Source organism: Tardiphaga sp. (genome assembly GCF_044340795.1).
Lineage (GTDB): Bacteria > Pseudomonadota > Alphaproteobacteria > Rhizobiales > Xanthobacteraceae > Tardiphaga.
Window position 1 is genome coordinate 1 of sequence record NZ_JBIISY010000121.1, and the last position, 17,881, is coordinate 17,881.

24 protein-coding genes are annotated in these 17,881 nt (G+C 61.9%); 12 read left to right on the forward strand and 12 right to left on the reverse strand.

Annotated elements, in window-relative coordinates; translation table 11 throughout:
- From ACIQ17_RS19135 to lgt, 5 genes are all read right to left on the reverse strand, one after another.
- On the reverse strand, nt 1–809 hold an 809-nt coding region (locus ACIQ17_RS19135; RefSeq protein ID WP_398470649.1), incomplete at its 3' end, for a ribose-phosphate pyrophosphokinase.
- A 166-nt stretch (nt 810–975) separates the two neighbouring features.
- A complete protein-coding gene (locus ACIQ17_RS19140) occupies nt 976–1,596 on the reverse strand; it encodes a hypothetical protein (RefSeq protein ID WP_398470650.1) in 621 nt (206 codons plus the stop codon).
- A 185-nt stretch (nt 1,597–1,781) separates the two neighbouring features.
- Nucleotides 1,782–2,552 carry a peptidoglycan editing factor PgeF gene (gene pgeF / locus ACIQ17_RS19145; RefSeq protein WP_398470651.1) on the reverse strand — a complete coding sequence of 257 codons (771 nt, stop codon included), beginning with the start codon at nt 2,550–2,552 and terminating at the stop codon, nt 1,782–1,784.
- The gene (locus ACIQ17_RS19150; RefSeq protein WP_398470672.1) at nt 2,549–3,604 is read right to left on the reverse strand and encodes a class I SAM-dependent methyltransferase; all 1,056 of its coding nucleotides are present in this window, start codon (nt 3,602–3,604) and stop codon (nt 2,549–2,551) included. The genes pgeF and ACIQ17_RS19150 overlap by 4 nt, the downstream gene beginning before the upstream one ends.
- Nucleotides 3,605–3,666: 62 nt before the next feature.
- Nucleotides 3,667–4,512: a prolipoprotein diacylglyceryl transferase gene (gene lgt / locus ACIQ17_RS19155; RefSeq protein WP_398470652.1), complete on the reverse strand. Its 846-nt coding sequence runs from the start codon at nt 4,510–4,512 to the stop codon at nt 3,667–3,669.
- 177 nt (nt 4,513–4,689) lie between these two features.
- Between lgt and ACIQ17_RS19160 the strand changes: the two genes are divergently transcribed.
- From ACIQ17_RS19160 to ychF, 4 genes are all read left to right on the forward strand, one after another.
- Nucleotides 4,690–4,941, forward strand: a complete 252-nt coding sequence (locus tag ACIQ17_RS19160; RefSeq protein ID WP_398470653.1) for an accessory factor UbiK family protein — start codon at nt 4,690–4,692, stop codon at nt 4,939–4,941.
- A gap of 209 nt (nt 4,942–5,150) precedes the next feature.
- Nucleotides 5,151–5,843, forward strand: coding sequence for a 50S ribosomal protein L25/general stress protein Ctc (locus tag ACIQ17_RS19165; RefSeq protein WP_398470654.1), 693 nt, complete (start codon nt 5,151–5,153; stop codon nt 5,841–5,843).
- A gap of 21 nt (nt 5,844–5,864) precedes the next feature.
- A complete protein-coding gene (pth, locus tag ACIQ17_RS19170; RefSeq protein ID WP_398470655.1) occupies nt 5,865–6,488 on the forward strand; it encodes an aminoacyl-tRNA hydrolase in 624 nt (207 codons plus the stop codon).
- Nucleotides 6,489–6,497: 9 nt separating this feature from the next.
- Nucleotides 6,498–7,595 carry a redox-regulated ATPase YchF gene (gene ychF, locus ACIQ17_RS19175; protein WP_398470656.1) on the forward strand — a complete coding sequence of 366 codons (1,098 nt, stop codon included), beginning with the start codon at nt 6,498–6,500 and terminating at the stop codon, nt 7,593–7,595.
- 57 nt (nt 7,596–7,652) lie between these two features.
- Here the strand turns inward: ychF and ACIQ17_RS19180 are convergent, their stop codons facing one another.
- Nucleotides 7,653–7,952, reverse strand: coding sequence for a DUF4282 domain-containing protein (locus ACIQ17_RS19180; RefSeq protein ID WP_398470657.1), 300 nt, complete (start codon nt 7,950–7,952; stop codon nt 7,653–7,655).
- Between the two features lie 159 nt (nt 7,953–8,111).
- On the opposite strand from ACIQ17_RS19180, the gene ACIQ17_RS19185 reads away from it, so the two are divergent.
- The 3 genes from ACIQ17_RS19185 to ACIQ17_RS19195 all read left to right on the forward strand — a co-directional run bounded on the left by ACIQ17_RS19185 (nt 8,112) and on the right by ACIQ17_RS19195 (nt 9,353).
- A complete protein-coding gene (locus ACIQ17_RS19185) occupies nt 8,112–8,570 on the forward strand; it encodes a MaoC family dehydratase (RefSeq protein WP_398470658.1) in 459 nt (152 codons plus the stop codon).
- A 1-nt stretch (nt 8,571) separates the two neighbouring features.
- A complete protein-coding gene (locus ACIQ17_RS19190) occupies nt 8,572–9,054 on the forward strand; it encodes a MaoC family dehydratase (protein WP_398470659.1) in 483 nt (160 codons plus the stop codon).
- A gap of 155 nt (nt 9,055–9,209) precedes the next feature.
- A complete protein-coding gene (locus tag ACIQ17_RS19195; protein ID WP_398470660.1) occupies nt 9,210–9,353 on the forward strand; it encodes a hypothetical protein in 144 nt (47 codons plus the stop codon).
- 68 nt (nt 9,354–9,421) lie between these two features.
- On the opposite strand, the gene ACIQ17_RS19200 is transcribed toward ACIQ17_RS19195, so the two are convergent.
- The 5 genes from ACIQ17_RS19200 to ACIQ17_RS19220 all read right to left on the reverse strand — a co-directional run bounded on the left by ACIQ17_RS19200 (nt 9,422) and on the right by ACIQ17_RS19220 (nt 12,207).
- Complete coding sequence (locus ACIQ17_RS19200; protein WP_398470661.1) at nt 9,422–9,559, reverse strand: hypothetical protein; 138 nt, start codon at nt 9,557–9,559, stop codon at nt 9,422–9,424.
- A gap of 158 nt (nt 9,560–9,717) precedes the next feature.
- The gene (locus tag ACIQ17_RS19205; RefSeq protein ID WP_398470662.1) at nt 9,718–10,158 is read right to left on the reverse strand and encodes a hypothetical protein; all 441 of its coding nucleotides are present in this window, start codon (nt 10,156–10,158) and stop codon (nt 9,718–9,720) included.
- 158 nt (nt 10,159–10,316) lie between these two features.
- Nucleotides 10,317–11,231: a hypothetical protein gene (locus ACIQ17_RS19210; RefSeq protein ID WP_398470663.1), complete on the reverse strand. Its 915-nt coding sequence runs from the start codon at nt 11,229–11,231 to the stop codon at nt 10,317–10,319.
- A gap of 93 nt (nt 11,232–11,324) precedes the next feature.
- Nucleotides 11,325–11,756 carry a nuclear transport factor 2 family protein gene (locus ACIQ17_RS19215; protein ID WP_398470664.1) on the reverse strand — a complete coding sequence of 144 codons (432 nt, stop codon included), beginning with the start codon at nt 11,754–11,756 and terminating at the stop codon, nt 11,325–11,327.
- A gap of 175 nt (nt 11,757–11,931) precedes the next feature.
- Complete coding sequence (locus ACIQ17_RS19220; protein ID WP_398470665.1) at nt 11,932–12,207, reverse strand: hypothetical protein; 276 nt, start codon at nt 12,205–12,207, stop codon at nt 11,932–11,934.
- A 165-nt stretch (nt 12,208–12,372) separates the two neighbouring features.
- On the opposite strand from ACIQ17_RS19220, the gene ACIQ17_RS19225 reads away from it, so the two are divergent.
- From ACIQ17_RS19225 to ACIQ17_RS19240, 4 genes are all read left to right on the forward strand, one after another.
- Nucleotides 12,373–12,552, forward strand: coding sequence for a hypothetical protein (locus ACIQ17_RS19225; RefSeq protein ID WP_398470666.1), 180 nt, complete (start codon nt 12,373–12,375; stop codon nt 12,550–12,552).
- A gap of 34 nt (nt 12,553–12,586) precedes the next feature.
- The gene (locus tag ACIQ17_RS19230) at nt 12,587–12,901 is read left to right on the forward strand and encodes a (2Fe-2S) ferredoxin domain-containing protein (protein WP_398470667.1); all 315 of its coding nucleotides are present in this window, start codon (nt 12,587–12,589) and stop codon (nt 12,899–12,901) included.
- 112 nt (nt 12,902–13,013) lie between these two features.
- Entirely contained in the window at nt 13,014–13,919 is a 906-nt protein-coding gene (locus ACIQ17_RS19235) for an aminotransferase class IV (RefSeq protein ID WP_398470668.1), read from the forward strand.
- A gap of 36 nt (nt 13,920–13,955) precedes the next feature.
- Nucleotides 13,956–15,599 (forward strand): N,N-dimethylformamidase beta subunit family domain-containing protein, encoded by a 1,644-nt coding sequence (locus tag ACIQ17_RS19240; protein WP_398470669.1) that lies wholly within the window; start codon nt 13,956–13,958, stop codon nt 15,597–15,599.
- On the opposite strand, the gene ACIQ17_RS19245 is transcribed toward ACIQ17_RS19240, so the two are convergent.
- Nucleotides 15,596–16,921 (reverse strand): dicarboxylate/amino acid:cation symporter, encoded by a 1,326-nt coding sequence (locus tag ACIQ17_RS19245; protein WP_398470670.1) that lies wholly within the window; start codon nt 16,919–16,921, stop codon nt 15,596–15,598. The two genes, ACIQ17_RS19240 and ACIQ17_RS19245, sit on opposite strands and share 4 nt — an antisense overlap.
- Before the next feature lie 465 nt (nt 16,922–17,386).
- Here ACIQ17_RS19245 and ACIQ17_RS19250 point away from each other — a divergent pair.
- Nucleotides 17,387–17,881, forward strand: a 495-nt coding sequence (locus tag ACIQ17_RS19250; protein WP_398470671.1) for an MFS transporter, incomplete at its 3' end; no start/stop codon positions are given.

Here is a 17,881-nt window from a genome sequence, read left to right on the forward strand (position 1 = left end):
TTCAGCTTCGATCCGCCGATGCGCGCAGCGGCGCCGCCGGAGAGCACGCCGTGGGTAAGATAGGCGTAGACTTCCTTGGCGCCATTGGCGAGCAGGGCGTCGGCTGCGTTGACCAGCGTGCCGCCGGAGTCGACGATGTCGTCGATCAGGATGCAGGTATAGCCGGCCACGTCGCCGATCACGTTCATCACTTCGGATTCGCCGGCGCGTTCGCGGCGCTTGTCGACGATCGCCAGCGGCGTATTGATGCGCTTGGCGAGACCGCGCGCGCGCGCCACGCCGCCGACGTCAGGCGACACCACCATCACCTTGGTGAGATCGAACTTTTCCTTGATGTCGCGCACCATCACGGGGGCGGCATAGAGGTTGTCGGTCGGGATATCGAAGAAGCCCTGGATCTGGCCCGCATGCAGGTCGAGCGTCAGGACGCGGTCGACGCCGGCATGGGTGATCATGTTGGCCACCAATTTGGCGGAGATCGGGGACCGCGAGCCGACTTTTCGGTCCTGCCGCGCATAGCCGAAATAGGGGATCACCGCGGTGATGCGGCGGGCCGAGGCGCGGCGCAGCGCATCGGTCATGATCAGCAATTCCATCAAATGGTCGTTGGTCGGAAACGACGTCGACTGGATGATGAACACATCGGAGCCGCGGACATTTTCCTGGATCTCGACGAAGATCTCCATATCGGCGAAGCGGCGCACGCTGGCCTTGGTCAGCGGCATCTTCAGCCAATCGGCGATCTCCTTGGCGAGGATCGGATTAGAGTTGCCAGCGACGAGCTTGATGGAACCATTTTTGCCCGACATCGACGCGTCTCCCCGCGGTTTGGTGGATACAACGTTCAACATATCGGGTTACCCACAAGAACTAGTCTAGCTGAGCGAGGTGATATCGCGGAGATGTCACAGTTTGCAACCCGCAGATGACGGTTTTCCTGCGCAAAATCGGGTCGCTGCTTAACGCGGTCTGAAATCAGTTCGCGTCGGCGAATGCAGTCGCTTGCGCCGGCAACTCTGTGGTGCTGGCCATGGCCGGTCCGCGCATGGCGGGGGCGGGCTCGGGCCCACTTTCAGCAGGCGCAGCGCCATTGATCATGCCGTTGAGGCCGGTCAGGCCAGCCTGGGCGATCCGGCGCAGCGTGACATCGTCGGCGGTGCCCCAGGCATCGCGGCTGCCCTTGCCGGTGCTTTCTTCGCCGCTGAGGCGGAAGGCGCGGTTCTGTTCGCGGTCATAGACGTCCCAGACCCAGGCGATGGAGGTATTGTGGCCACGGATCTGCGCCGACAGATAGCTGCGGACGCGGAAGGCGGCGCTGTCCTTGCGCGACACCACGGCAACGTTGCGCAGCTTGGCTTCGCTGTCGAGCACGCTGACCATGCGCTCGAACACCTGGGGCGGCGGGCCGTCAATGGACTCAAAGGTGACGGTCGGACCGCTGGCGGATGACATGCTGGCGGTATTCATGCTGGCCTGGGCATTCATCGGCCCGCCGTCCTGCGTGCTCATGCAGCCACCGAGGCCAAGCGTCACGCCGAGCATGATAGCTGCAGCCAGCGGCTTGGTTCGAGAGGCAGAAACGGCAGGAAATCGCATGCGCTGTCGTCCGTGGGGCGGCAGCGAGATGGGCTGCCGAACACCGGAGCGATATCGTTAAAATGCGTTAAGGTCTAGGGCGAGAGCGTCGCAGATCTTGCCAAGGTGCACGCGCCAATGACGCTTTCGCTGCAATTTTCTTTAAATTGTAAGTAGTTAGGTCGCCGGTCGAATGCCCGTGATGGTTAACGCGCCAGCACGATGGCGTGAATCTGCCGGCCATAGTCCGATTCCTTGCGATGAACCGTGCGGCGATAGGAGAACAGTTGCTCGTCCGGATAGGTATCGATGCCGGTGTCGTCGATGGCCGTGATCCCCGCGCCCACCAGCCGCATGCGGATGAAGCCGGCGAGGTCGAACATCGAATGGTTCTCGCGCGATGACGGGATGAAGAACCGTGCGAAATCCGGATCGGCATCGGTAAAGCGGGTGACGAATTCGGCGCCGACCTCATAACTGGGTTGCCGGATCAGCGGCCCGATGGCGACGGTGATGTCGGGGCGGTTGGCACCTAGCTTTTCCATCTCGTTGATCGTGTTTTCGAGCACGCCGGTGAATGCGCCTTTCCAGCCGGCATGGGCGGCGCCAATCACGCCTGCTTTCGGATCGGCAAACAGCACTGGGCCACAATCGGCAGTGGTGACACCAAGCGCGATGCCGGGCGTCGCCGTCACCATCGCATCGGCACGCGGACGCGATGCCACGTCCCACGGCGTGGTCGCCACGGCAACATCAGGCGAGTGGATCTGATGCACAGTCATGAAATGATCGATGCCGACGCCTATGGCCTCGGCCATGCGTTTACGGTTTTCGGCGACGTCAGCGGGACTGTCGTCCGAGCCGAGACCCCCGTTGAGGCCGGCGTAGATGCCTTTCGAAACGCCGCCGTCGCGCGTGAAGAAGGCATGGCGCAGGCCGGGAAGATCGGAGAGCGCAGCCGAGGAGAAGGTCTTCATTGTGGCATCTCCGGCGTGTCGCTCAACGCCACCAGTGTTTCGAGCTTCGGATCGGAAATTCCGATCACCTTGAACATCGAGCCCATGCCGCCGCGGCCGCTATCGATCAGGCGCTTCAAGGCGCTCGATACGGTTTCGGATACGTCCGGCGTGGCTTTCGCCATCAGCGTCATGGCGCGCGTCTCTATACCGAGGCGCTTGAGGAATTCGCCCTGCGTCAGCGGCCCGTGAACGCGTGCGCCGACATCTTCCGCAGCGCGCGCCAGCGCCTGGAAGTCCACATGCGCGGTGATGTCGGCATGGCCAGGATTTTTCAGCGGATCGGTGTAGCTGTGCTTCGCGATGGCCTGCAGCGTATCGCCGGCATCGCTGCGTACATGGCCGTAATCGATGATGACGGCCGCGCCGCCCTGGTCGCGCAGGCGGCTGGCAATGGCCATTACCTCGCTGTCCGGCCGCCATTCGAAGATCGCGCCGGTCGGCGCGGCACGCACGAGAGGTGGCAGCAACAGGTCGAAGCGCGCGATCGGCTCGGCCGAGGCGCCGAAAATGAGCTGGCCATCGGCGCCGATATCGACAGTGCGCTCGTGCCAGCCGCCGTCGCGCTTGATGGCCTGATGGATTGGCAGCACATCGAAATATTCGTTGGCGAAGATCACGCTCGGGCCGTCCGGTACGGTGGCGAGGCTGTCGTGCCAAGTCAGGCTGCGCAGCGCCGGCAGCGATGCCTTTTGCTTTTCGCGCAGCACCGGATTGATCTCGACGAGATGCACATGCAGTGCCTGATACAGATCCGGCAGTACCCGCATGGCGCGTAGTGCGTCTGCCATCATGGTGCCGCGGCCGGGACCGAGTTCGATCAGATGCAATTCGGTGGGTGAATCCATGCCGCGCCAGACCGACGCCGCCCACAGGCCGAGCAGTTCGCCGAACATCTGGCTGACTTCCGGCGAGGTCGTGAAGTCACCCTCGCGGCCGAGCGGATCGCGCGCGATGTAATAGCCATGGCGCGGATGCGTCAGGCACAGTTCCATATAGCGCCACACCGGCATTGGGCCGGTGGCGCGGATCAGGCGCTTGATCTCGTCGAGCAGCGGAGATGTGTCAGCCACGGTCACGCCTTGCCTGGATGGAGTTGGGCGCGGACCGGCAAGCGGCATGCACGCACAATCAGCACGAGTCCGACTGCGATCATCGGTACCGACAACAATTGTCCCATGGTGACCTGGCCGATGACAAAACCGGTCGGTGCATCGGGCTCGCGGAACAGCTCGCCGACGATCCGCGCACACCCATAGACAATGGTGAAGGCGCCAAGGATCAGGCCGGGGCGTTTGAGCGCGCCCATGCGCACCATGATGGCGAGGATGATAAAGAGCAGCAGGCCTTCGAGGCCGGCCTCATAGAGTTGGCTCGGATGACGCGGCTGCGGTCCCGCGTGCGGAAAGATGACGGCCCATGGCACGCTGGCATCGGTGACGCGGCCCCACAACTCGCCATTGATGAAATTGGCAACACGGCCGAGAAAGATGCCGATCGGCGCCACCGCGCAGGTGAGATCGCCAAGCGACAGGATGGAGATGCGGTTCGCCCAGGCAAAGGCCATCACCGCGACGACGCAGCCGAGATAGCCGCCGTGGAACGACATGCCGCCGTTCCAGAGCTGGAAGATTTCCCATGGATGCGCGGCGTAGTAAGGGAAATTCCAGAACAGCACCTCACCGGTGCGGCCGCCGATGATGATGCCGAGGGTCACCCAGAGGATGAAGTCGTCGAACTGGATCAGCGAGACCGGCGCCGGACCGCCCCAGAGCTTTTCGCGTTTGATCAGGGCCCGGGCATAGACCCAGCCGATCACGATGCCGGCGATATAGGCCAGCGCATACCAGCGAATGACGATCGGGCCGATCGCAACGGCGACGGGATTGAAGGCGGGAAAGTCGATCGCGAGAAAGGGCATGGTGTGGGCTTACGGCTCCCGATGATCGCAGTAAAGCACAAGGCCATGACGAATTAAGGGATATTCGCGTTTGTGACTGTGGAAGCCGGGCGCCGCTTGAAGTAAATGCGCGGGATCGCCATTGTCGGCATGCCGCGCCATGCGGTTTCTTGAGTTTCTTCGACCGGAGTTCTTGCCATGACCCAGACCAGCAATCGGTTATTCGACGAGATCGGCCGCTTGATGAACGAAGCCGCCGGCGCCGCCCAGGGCGTCAAGCGCGAGGTGGATACGGTTGTCCGCACCCAGGCCGAGAAAATCCTCCGCGACCTTGACCTCGTGAAGCGTGAGGAATTCGAGGCGGTGAAGGACATGGCCCGTCTCGCCCGCGAGGAAAATGAGGCCCTGAAGGCCCGGATCGCCGCGCTGGAGGCCAAGCTCGGCGGCTGATCAGCCGCAGCAGCTTCGGTGCCGCGCGCAGTCAGCCCGGTTCCGATATCTCGGCGGGCTGAAAAATCCTGACATTTCCTTGTCATTTCAGTCCGATGGCGCTACAAGCCCGGCACGTCTGCAGCCCCCGCACCCCTGGAGGCTTGCTGTAGCGTGACCAATCAGGCCGCCTAGCGGCCTTTAATTTTTCAGAAACAAGGACTTAGACAATGGCGACCGTGAAGGAATTCAAGGCGACCGCACGTCCGGTGAGCGGCAAGGGGGCCGCACGGGCAGAGCGTCGCGCCGGCCGTATCCCGGCTGTGATCTATGGTGACAACAAGCCCCCGCTGGCGATCTCGGTGGACGACAAGGAACTGCGCATGCGGATCCAGGCCGGCCGCTTCCTGACCACCATTTTCAACATCGAGCTGGACGGCCAGAAGCACCGCGTGATTCCGCGCGACTATCACCTCGATCCGGTCAAGGATTTCCCGATCCACGTGGATTTCTTCCGTCTCGGCGAAGGCGCCACCATCCGCGTCAGCGTTCCGCTGCACATTAACGGTGGTGAAGTTGCTCCGGGCGTGAAGCGTGGCGGCACCATCAACATTGTCACCCACACGATCGAACTCGAAGCCGAAGCCGACAGCATTCCGCAGTATCTGGAAGCTGACGTCTCGACGCTCGATATCGGTTCGTCCCTGCACATCACCGACATCAAGCTGCCGAAGGGCGTGAAGACGCTCGCGCGCGACGCCGACCTGACCCTGGTCACGATCGTGCCGCCGTCGGGCTATGGTGAAGAGACCCCGGCCGCTGGCGCTGCGCCGGCTGCTGCTGCTCCGGCTGCAGGTGCCAAGGCTCCGGCCGCTGGCGCCAAGGCTCCGGCTGCTGCCGCCGCTCCGGCGAAGAAGAAGTAAGCCAGCGCGGGAGACCGCGTCATGCGCCTCTATGTTGGTCTTGGAAACCCTGGTGCAAAATACCAGGGCAACCGGCACAATATCGGGTTCATGGTTCTCGACGAGATTGCGCGGCGTCACGGTTTCGCACCGTGGCGCCGTCGTTTTCAGGGCGAGACCTCGGAAGGCACGCTCGGCAGCGAACGCGTCATCCTGCTGAAGCCGATGACCTTCATGAATGAATCCGGCCGCTCCGTGCAGGAAGCCGCCAGTTTCTTCAAGATTTCACTCGGCGATATCGCCGTGTTTCACGACGAGTTGGAGCTGCCTTTCGCCAAGGTGCGCGTGAAGGTCGGCGGCGGCATTGCCGGGCATAACGGCCTGCGCTCGATCTCCGCCCATGTCGGCAACGACTATCGCCGCGTGCGCCTCGGCATCGGACATCCCGGTGCCAAGGAACTGGTGCATGGTCACGTGCTGAGTGATTTCGCCAAGGCCGAACGGCAGCAGCTCGAAGCCTTCAACGATGCGGTGTCCGACCATGTCGGACTGCTCGTCGGCGGCAACGACTCGTCGTTCCAGAACAAGGTGCATCTGACGATGCAGGCCAAAGGTTTCACGTCGAAGGACGACAACGGCTCCGCTGAGAAGCCGTCGAAGAATTAGGACAGGGTCATGGGATTCAAATGCGGGATCGTCGGGCTGCCGAATGTCGGCAAATCGACGCTGTTCAATGCACTCACTGAAACCGCTGCCGCGCAGGCCGCGAATTACCCGTTCTGCACCATCGAGCCGAATGTCGGTGAGGTAGCGGTGCCGGACAAGCGCCTCGACAAGCTGGCGGAGATCGGCAAGTCGCAGCAGATCATTCCGACCCGCCTGACCTTCGTCGACATCGCCGGTCTTGTTAAGGGCGCCTCGAAGGGAGAAGGCCTCGGTAATCAGTTCCTCGCCACCATCCGCGAAGTCGATGCCGTCGCCCATGTGGTGCGCTGCTTCGAGGACGGCGACATCACCCATGTGGAAGGCAAGGTCGATCCGCTCGCGGATATCGAGATCATCGAAACCGAACTGATGCTGGCCGATCTCGATTCCTGCGAAAAACGCGTCGAGAATCTCACCAAGAAGGCCAAAGGCAACGACAAGGACGCCAAGGATCAGCTCGATCTGCTGCAGCGCGCGCTGGTGCTGCTGCGCGATGGCAAGCCGACCCGCGGCATGGAGCGCAAGCCGGAAGAGGAACGCGCGTTCCGCATGCTCGGCCTGCTGACATCGAAGCCTGTTCTCTATGTCTGCAATGTCGAGGAAGGCTCGGCGCAGAACGGCAACAACTTCTCCGAGAAGGTGTTCGAACACGCCAAGAAGGAAGGCGCCGAAGCGGTCGTCATTTCGGCGAAGATCGAATCCGAGATCGCTACGCTGTCGCGCGAAGAGCGCGTCGATTTCCTCGAGACGCTGGGTCTTGAAGAAGCCGGCCTCGATCGCCTGATCCGTGCCGGCTACACGCTGCTGCAGCTCATCACCTACTTCACGGTGGGCCCGAAGGAAGCGCGCGCCTGGACTATCACCAAGGGCACCAAGGCGCCGCAGGCTGCAGCGGTCATTCACACCGACTTCGAGAAGGGGTTCATCCGCGCTGAAACCATCGGCTATGACGACTATGTCAGGCTGAATGGCGAAGCCGGCGCCCGCGACGGCGGCAAGCTGCGGCTGGAAGGCAAGGAATACGTCGTCAATGACGGCGATGTGCTGCACTTCCGGTTTAATACCTGACCGCTGATTGACTGCCGGATGCGACGCGGCCCCAACCGCATCGCATCCGAAATCGGCTTAGTGCTGCCGCTGCTCGCCCTGATCGCGAATGGCGCCGAGGTGTTCGTTGATGCGGAACACGATCAGCACGAATTCGGCGCTGATGCGGGCGGCGATGATGCCGACGATCACGCTGGCGAGGCTCGACAGCAGGATGATGAATCCGCCGAACGGGCTGATGGCCATCGTCGCGAGACCGGAAAAGATGCCCGAAATTCCGAACAGGACGATCAGGGCGATCACCAGCCAGTAGAAGGTCTTGATGATGGTGGGCGTGATGAAACGGTCCCACTGGAACAGGTCGCGGAATTCGAACATTTGGAAAATCTCCCCCGGTCGTCAACGTGACGTTCAAAGTCGCGGGCATCAAGGGCCTGTTTCCCCTCCCGTCAGCTACGGGCAAGCCATGCGCGCGACCGGGTTGAGATTGCCTCAAATAACGGCCACAATCAGGCTCCCTTGACGGCATCTCCCATCATGACCCTGACATTCGAAGATTTTCAGCCGGGCCATTTCGGCAGTTTCGGGCCCCGCCTGATCACCCGTGATGAAATCATCGCCTATGCCAAAGAATATGATCCGCAGCCGATGCATCTCGATGAAGAGGCTGCCAGGGCCTCGATGCTGAAGGGGCTCGCAGGTTCGGGCTGGCATATGTGCTCGCTCATGATGCGCATGATCTATGACGGCTTCCTCCACAAGACGGCATCTCTGGGATCGCCCGGTGTGACTGAAATGAAGTGGCTGATGCCGTTTCGCCCGGACGACGAGCTGACACTCGATGTTGAAGTGCTGGAGGCGCGCGCATCGCAATCGCGCCCCATGATGGGCCTCGTGACCTTCCGATGCAGAACGCGCAATGCGAAGGGGCAGACGGTATCCGACATGACTGTGCCGATCATGATCGGTCGTCGCGCGACTGCAGAGCAGGTGTGACATGCCCTTTCTCGATGACATGAAAGTCGGCCTTCGCCGTGAGCTCGGCACCTTCACTTTTACGGCCGAGAATATCAAAACCTTCGCGCGTGAATTCGATCCACAGCCTTTTCATCTCGATGAAGAGGCCGGCCGCAATTCCATCTTCGGCGGTCTCGCCGCGTCCGGTTGGCACGTCGCTTCGGTCTGCATGAAACTGATCGTGGCGGAAGGCGTGCGTGCGCGCCAGGCAGCGGAAGCGCGCGGCGAGGAATTCGGAACGGGCGGACCTTCTCCCGGTTTTCGTGATCTGCGCTGGCTCAAGCCCGTTCTTGCCGGCGATACATTGACCTATTCCAGTGAAGTCGTCTCGTCGCGCGCTACCGCGTCGAGGCCTGGTTGGGGTATCGTCGAATCGAAGAACGTCGCGGTGAACCAGCGCGGTGAGGAAGTCTATTCTTTCCTCGGCATTGTATTCCTGCCACAACGCAGCGGCGGCAATTAACCCAGTTCAACTTTGCCCGTGGAACCAGCCCAACGTTAATGTGTTTTGAACTTTGTGAGCGTGATGTGCGACTCACGCTCAACGAATGCTTAGGCACGTAAGGTTCGCGCAAGCGAGCCGGCCTTAAGCGAGACAAGAGATCACTGGGGACTACAATGGCTGATCGCGCCGGACTGAAATTTGTCGGCTTCATCTTTGCCAGCATCACGCTTGCCGTGATGTTCGGCACTTGCATGGTTGTGAAGGGTTATGCCGACGGTGCCTATACGCTCGATAACAGCGCGATCGTCAGCGAGTAACTGAGGCGGCGCTTGCGCCAATGCGCGAGCGGCCACACGGACTTTTTGATCCAGACTTGCCGCTGAAATCAGCGGCTCCAGGCGACGGCGATCACCGCTACCGCCACCAGCAGCAAACCGGAAAATCGAACGATGATGGTGCCCATTTTGGGCGCGGACGCGCGTGCCGGAATCGGCGCGGCGGTATTCGGACGAATCGTTTGCACGGATGTCTCCCCAGACCCCAGACAGTTTTTCTGCCTGAGACCTTGGTCGGGGACAGCTGGTTAAAGTTCAATTGAATTTGCGTCGAAGATTCTGAAATTTGCATGAAAAACGCCGCCCCGGAGCCGGGACGGCGTTGAAAACACTATGTAATTACCGATCAGTCGTGGCGCAGGTTGTCAGCGGCGCGCTTCCACTGGGCGACGTTGTCGGCGATCAGGCGGGTCGATTTCATGGCTGCCTGGCTGAGCTGCGCATAGCCCGAGATCTCGCGCTGGACGCGCTGTCCTTCGGCGTGCAGCAGATCGCGCAGGCTTTCCAGTTCGCCAATCAGCTTTTCGATTTCAGCCAGCGAGGTGCCGGCAACGCGCTGGATCAGCGAATTGACGCTGCTGACGGTGGCTTCGGTCGAGGAGTCGAGCGGCGCCGAGGAATCGGCCGCGGCCGGCGTTTCGGTGGTCGAGCCATTGGCGCCGGGGCGACGCAGATAGGCGATGTCGTTGCGGACGAAGTCACGGATCCCCGCTTCGACTTCCGAGACGGCAGCAAGGTTGCTGTCTTCGGTCGTGGCTTCGGGTTGCTCTGGGCGAGTTGCAGTCATCGGGCTTCTCCTGGTCGACGCATGACGCGCGGACTGTCCCCCGCACGGCGTAACAACATTGTCATCTGCGCAGTCGATTCTGACAGGATAGCGGCCAATATGCGGCGAGTGGTCGTTCTTTGCCTGAAAATCGCGGATAAAGTGTATACAAACTTAAGCTACCAGCTGTGCTTAAAGCCGGCGGTAAGACTCTTGTTGGTAACACCGCTCAATGTTTCGCTCAGCGAACCCGTGACATTGATACCGCCGAACAGTTTCTGCTCTGCGCCGATCTTGCGCAACCATTTGTCATCCGTGGTTGCCAGTGATTGGCCGGCGAGCAGGCTCGTGCCGGTATCCGAGATATTGAAACGCGCCTGCTGGTCGGTCTCGTAGCTGCGCGTCGGGCGACCGTTATAGCCGACCATCGGAATGCTGCCCTGCTGGATCACGTTGTAGCCGCTCTGCAGCGTCAGCGAATACTGGTTGCCGGCCAGCGGTACCGATTTGCTGATCGAGGTCCCGAACCTCGTCTGGTCGGAATAGGGGTCGACGCGGGCCTCGAGCGAGGTCCGATCCCAGATCGAGCCGACGCCGGGCGCCGTCATCGCAGCCCACGCTGTGCCGCTGGATGTGGCTTCGTTGCCGTCGCCGAACTGGTTGCGATAGGCCTCCTGCGCGCTGCGCGCGCCGCCTTGCCGCGCGACATTCATGTCGGCGCCGATGCGCGTGTCCCAGAAAGGCAGCACGGATTGCTTCACCGAGACAGCCGACGAACCGTTGCCGTCATTCGACGTCCACGAGGATGTCTGCTTGCCGACAATCAGCGACGAACGATTTTCGCGCAGCGAGCCTCTGGCGGTTGGCAAGTCGTGGGTCTCGAGCGAACTCCAGTCAGGTTCCGACGGATCGTTCTTCTTCAGCGGCGACGTATCGACCGGCTCGATTTCACCGGGCGGCGGCGCGAGATCGTGGGTTTCGACGTCATTGATGCCGGCCCACGGATTTTGCGCAGCGGCTGGCGAGGCGAATGCGCCCGCGCAAACCGTCGCAACGAAGCAAAGTCGATGAAAATATACTGTTTTCGCAGCCATCATGCCCATGCCCAGCAGATCGCGTTGGTCCGCAGATCATACCGCCACCATCGGCAAAATTATGGCATCGCAGCATTCAACCGCAACCCACGATCACGCGATCTTCGGCAGATGGATGGCGCGGCCTAAGGCCTGCTCGACCAGGTCGAATGTATCAACGACCACCCGCATGCTGATCAGCCGGCCGGCGCGGAAATGCGCGAACTGTGCGAGGCGCAGGCTGATCGGTCGATTGGTATCGAGCGCGGTCAGCGAAAAGCGCATCATGGCAGAACCGGAATCCTCGCTGAGCAGCACGTGTTCGCGCTCATAGCGATGCACGCGGACATTCTGTGCGATCTGCCGGCAAACCTCGATAACGGCAGCCTTTCCGTGGCGCGCGCCGAGAAACGGAAACATGTCGATCGGACCGAACACGGCCCAGTCGACATTGTCGTCGATCATTGCGGCGAGGTCGTCGAATTGCTGATCGTTGATCGCGCGATACAACGCGCGCGACAAACGCCAGAGGCAATGCTCTGTCATTTTGTGCAGATCCCGAATGGCTGAAACAGAAAGGCCCGAGCAGCGGCAATGGGCTCGGGCGGACGTCAGAAATCAATTGAGGCTTAAAGTAATATAATTTCGCGTGCGCTGCAATGTATATTTTTGCAATGCACAAATGCTGATTGACTCATCAATCGCTGACGAAGGGCAAGGCCTACCGGCGGAGGGTATCCCGGTCCCGGTGCTGCAGATGTTCGACGCTGAGTTCGACGGGGCGGGATGCGACGATGCCGAACAGGATGGCGCCCGCGACGGCACCGAGCAGTGCGCCGATCGGCGTGAAGGTGAAGAACACCAGCATGGCGCTGTAGCCTTCGAAATTCGTGGTCCTGAAGAATTCGACCCAGGCCACGCCGGCGCCGAGGCCGAGTGCGCCGCCGCCGAGCAGTCCGAGGACGAGGCCCAGCAGGATCAACAAGGCGACTTTCATGCAGCTTTCCCCGACCACCACATCAATGCGTCAACGCAACGCATTTGAAGGTTCAATGGTTCGGCGGTATTCCGCTGGGAAATCGCGGATGGCCGATCACGCAGCTCGGTTCGGAACGTGGCCCAACACCTTGCGTTGGTCCGGTGTTCACGAACGGAGGGACATATGACCAAGCACATCCAGCCGGTCCCCGAAGAGAACCGCAGCGACAAGGGCCCGTCGAACGTGCCGAAAGTGCCGCTCGACGAAACCAAGGGCCATCGTGACGACGAGAAACATAATATTCGCGAGCAGGCGGCCCACGGCAATCTCGTACAGAATACGTCGAACCGCCGTTCCGGGTGATCGCTTTTGGGAGCCGGGCGTCTATATAGACGTCATGGCTCCCAAACCCGTCATCCCTGCAAGACTGCGCCGAGCGCCGCCGATCCTTGTCTGCAAGAAATGCCTCGGCCGCATCGATGACGGCAAGAAGCTGCGCAAGGCGCTCAAATCGGACTCCAAAAAGCGAAGCCGCAAGCAGGACGTAAAATCGCCGCGCGTGGTGATGACGAGTTGTCTCGGTATCTGCCCGAAGCGCGCGGTCGTCGTGGCGAGCGCCGCAACGCTGCAGCATGGGCGATATCTGCTGGTGACCAGTGCCGATGCCAGCAGCGAGGCCGTCTCCGCGCTGATGCCGGATTCCAGATCCTGACCGACGATTTCGCATGGCGCCCTGACCGACACGAAGGGCGGATGATATTGTCATCGCGGCCGTGACCGGCGAGCATCGCAGCAGGTGATGTCAGCACAAGGGAAGGTCACGCATGCAAAGCCGGTTTCAGGGCGGAGCTGCGTTCGTGCGCGGCGCCTTCGTTCCGATTGCGGAGGCCAGCATTTCGCCGCTGGATTGGGCCTTTACCCGCTCCGACGCCGTCTACGACGTCGTGCATGTGTTTGAAGACGGCTTCTACCGACTCGCCGACCATCTCGACCGCTTCGCGGTATCGATGCGCACGCGCCGGCTCGCGCCGCCTGAGTCGCGTGCGCAGATAGAGGCGATCCTGCATCGCTGCGTGGCCTTGACCGGATTGAGCGACTCCTATGTCGCCATGGTCGCGTTGCGCGGCCGGCCGCGCATTCCCGGTTCGCGCAAGATCGAGGACTGCGACAATCACTTCATGGCCTATGCGGTGCCGTGGATCGACGTGATCCCGAAAGACGTGCAGGCACGTGGCGCGCATCTGTGGATCGCGACGAAGCCGCGCGTGCCCGATGCGTCCGTCGATCCGACAGTGAAGAACTATCAATGGAGCGACTTCACCAGCGGATTGTTCGAGGCGCAGGACAATGGCTTCGATTCCGCCATTGTCTGCGACGACGCCGGCTTCGTTACCGAAGGTCCGGGCTTCAATGTCTTCATCGTCAAGGACGGGCAGGTGCGCACGCCGGATCGCGGCAGTTTGCACGGCATCACGCGCAAGAGCGTGCTCGAACTCTGCGGCATGCTGGGAATCCCCGCCGCGATCGCGCCGGTCCGCCGTGATGAACTGGAAGACGCCGACGAGGTGTTTCTGGCGACCACCGCAGGCGGCGTGATGCCGGCCGCGCGCATCAATGGCACCATCCTCGGCAATGATCGTCCGGGGCCAGTCTCGCTGCGCATCAAGGATGCCTATTGGCAGCAGCATCGCGACGGCACCCACCGCACCGACGTCATCCGCGACGCGTGATCTACGCGAGCGTCAATCTTATCTCTGGAGTTCGTCATGACCGTTCCTGATTCCGACAATGCGCGCGGCCAGCGCCCTGGTGGCGATCGCCTGGCCTCGGTCATTTCGGGACCGCGCCGCGGCGCGCGCGAGGTGTGGGTCGAGATCCCGTCGCCCGATGGCGAGAAGGCCGCGTGGTGCTATTCGGATCGCAGGGCTTACGGCCCCGGTGACACTGTCACGCTGCATCTGTCTGCCACGGTCGCCAAGGTGTCGCTGACCATCCGCCGCGATCCCGGCGATGGCGCCGTGGTGTTCAGTTCGGGCGTCAGGGATGCGCAATTCTGCGCGGTGCCGGACAGGGTGTATGAAGCCGGCTGCGGCTGGCCGGCATTCCTGAGCTGGACGTTGCCGGACGATCTCGTGTGCGGCGGCTATCTCGTGGAAATCCGCGACGAGACCACCGCGCAGCGCGAGGTCATCGGGCATCATCTGTTCATCTATCGCGCGCGCAAGCGCAGCGAAGGCGCGCTGGCGCTGGTGGCGTCGACCTCGACATGGTCGGCCTATAACGACTGGGGCGGCGCCAATCATTATTTCGGCACCAATGCCGGATTGCCGCGCGGTCGCGCGCCGCATCTGTCGGCGTTGCGGCCATGGGCGCGTGGCCAGATCTGGCTGCCGCGCGGTGCACCGCGCTGTGTCAACGAGGTGCGGCCGAAAAAGCCCGGGCCGGCGCGCTATGACGCCATCGAATGGGCCTTCATCAATGGCTACACCCGGTATTATTCGCTCGCCGGCTGGGCCTCCTATGAACGGCCGTTCCTGCAATGGGCCGAGGCCAATGGCTATCGCTTCGATGTGATCACCCAGGACGAGCTGCACGACGATCCCCATGTGCTCGACGACTATCCCTGCGCGGTATTCGTCGGTCATGACGAATACTGGTCGCGCGAGATGCGCGATGCAGTGGATGCCTATGTCGAAGCCGGCGGCCGTGTCGCGCGCTTCGCCGGCAATTTCCTGTGGCAGATCCGGCTGGAGCGCGAGAGCCAGACGCAGATCGCCTACAAATACGACGCGCGGCGTCTCGATCCGCTGTCCGGCACGCCGCGCATGACGAGCGCATGGGAAGATCCGCAGATCGATCATCCCGGCGCCAGGACATTCGGGGTCAATGCGCTGCGCGGCATCTATGCTGCATTCGGCGGCATGGCGCAGCGTGCGGCGCGCGGCTTCAACGTGTTCCGGCCCGAGCACTGGGCTTTTGCCGGCACCGGTCTCGGCTATGCCGACATGTTCGGCGACGAGGCCAGCATCTTCGGCTACGAGATGGACGGCGTCGACTACACGTTCGAGGATGGCCTTCCCGTGCCGACAGGAACCGACGGCGCGCCGGATGGCCTGACAATCCTTGCCATGGGATTTGCGACGCTGGCCGAAAGCGGGCTGCCGGAATTCGAAAGCTCGCTGATGCTCGGCGATGGCGATGCGCAGTTTCGCAATTCGCTGCTCGGCGAACCCACCGCCGACAGTCTCGAGCGCCACAAGCGCGGCAGCGGCATGATCGTGCATTTTGCGCGCGGCGCCGGCGAGGTGTTCACCGCCGGCACCTGCGAATGGGTGAATGGCCTCACCGAAGCCGATGTCTATACGCAGCAGATCACGAAGAACGTGCTGGACCGGTTCAGCAAGGCCTAGCCTTGCGCCACCGGTTTCACCGGGTCCTGATCCAGCGGCACGTGCTCCATCTCTTCGCCGAAGGCGATGGGATGCGCCATCGCCTCATGCAGCTTGTGCGCATCGAGTTCGCCTTCCCAGCGGCTGATGACGATGGTGGCGACGCCATTGCCGATCAGGTTGGTCAGCGCGCGGCATTCGCTCATGAACTTGTCGATGCCGACGATGATCGCCAGCGAGGTGATCGGGATGTCGGGAATGATCGACAGCGTCGCCGCCAGCGTGACGAAGCCCGCGCCGGTCACGCCCGAGGCGCCTTTCGAGGTCAGCATGGCGACCCCGAGGATCGCAGCCATCTGGCCGTAGGAGAGATCCGTATTGGTCGCCTGCGCAAGGAACAGCGTGGCGAGCGTCATATAGATATTGGTGCCGTCGAGATTGAAACTGTAACCGGTCGGGATCACGAGTCCGACGACGGGCTTGGATGCACCGAGCGCTTCCATCTTGGTGATCATGCGCGGCAGCACGGTCTCCGATGATGACGTGCCGAGCACGATCAGGAGCTCATCCTTGATATAGGCGATGAAGCGCAGGATCGAGAAGCCGAAAGCGCGCGCGATACCGCCCAGCACCACCAGCACGAACAGCAGCGACGCCGCATAGAACGTCACGATCAGATAGCCGAGATTGACCAGCGCACCGAGGCCGAACGAGCCGATGGTGAAGGCCATCGCGCCGAAGGCGCCGATCGGCGCGAGATAGACGATCATGCCGATGATGCGGAAGAACATCTTGCCGGCGAGGTCGATGCCTTCGGCGATGCGTTCGCCGGGCTTGCCCATATGCGAGATCGCAAAGCCCGACAGGATCGCCACCAGCAGCACCTGCAGCAGGTCGCCCTTGGCCAGCGAGTCGAAATAGGAGGTCGGGATGATCGCCATCAGATGGCTGACGAAACTCTCCTCCTTCGCGCGCGTCACGTAATTCGCCACCGACTTCGCATCGAGCGAGGCGGGATCGATGTTGAAGCCGGCGCCGGGCTGCAGGAAATGGCCGACCAGCAGGCCCACCAAAAGTGCCACCGAGGACACGACCTCGAAATACAGCAGCGTCTTGCCGCCGATGCGGCCGACCTTGCTCATGTCGCCGATGGAGGCGATGCCATGCACCACGGTGCAGAAGATCGCCGGCGCGATCATCATCTTGATCAGCGCGATGAAGCCGTCGCCGAGCGGCTTCAGCGCCTTGCCGGCATCGGGATAGAAGTAACCGAGCGCCACGCCGATGATGATGGCGATGATCACCTGGATGTAGAGGATCTTGTACCAGGGCTTTTTGGGCATCGCTGTTTCCATCCCGTTGAGGCGCTTGATGCGACCGGCTGTCGCGGAGAGTATCCGGTTTAACTGCGACGGAACATCGCAGCTTGTACAGGCCTATGATAAAAATCAGGCGCAGCCCGGCCATGTCCGATGCGCATGCAGGGGTTCGGCGTTCACGCGGCGGTGTCATGTGCCGATACTGCGGTGCCGCAAATGTGAGTAACTCAGGGAAGTGGAGCGTCGCTCTCCATGGTCATCGCGAGGCTCGACCCGGTGACCCGTCTCGAGCCGCGGACGCAGGAGTTGAAGATGGATCCGCGGGTCAAGCCCGCCGATGACATCGGAGCGTTGATCGCTCCGCGCTTCCAGGTGGTTACCCGTCGCGCCATTCTCTGCGCGTATTCCTCCATCGCATTTGCGGGTGGTCCCGCCGGTTGCGATCGCCGTCATACTCGACCCAACAACAAAAGAAGTTCGGGAGGAGCTATGGCGTGGATCACCGATCATGCTGCGTCCGCCGTCGATGATGCCGGTGTTTCACCCATCAGGATATTCTGGGCCACATGGTTCGGCTGGATGCTCGATGGCTTCGACAGTGCCGTCTATGGCTATGTCCTTGTTGGCGCGCTGACCGAATTGTTGCCCGCCAGCGGCATCGAGGCGAGCCGCGCCAACATCGGCATCTATGGCGGCATGCTGTTTTCCATCTTCATGCTCGGCTGGGCCTCGTCGATGGTCTGGGGCTATGCCGCCGATCGCTTCGGCCGCGTCCAGATCATGTGCTGGACTGTGCTGGTCTATTCGGTCTTCACCGCCTTGTGCGGCCTCTCCACCGGCATCATCAGCTTCGCGGTCTTTCGTTTCATCGCCGGCTTCGGCATCGGCGGTGAATGGGCAGCCGGAACGCCGCTGCTGCATGAATCCGTGCCCGAGGAAAAACGCGTGCAACTCACTGGCTGGCTGCATACGGCCACGCCGACC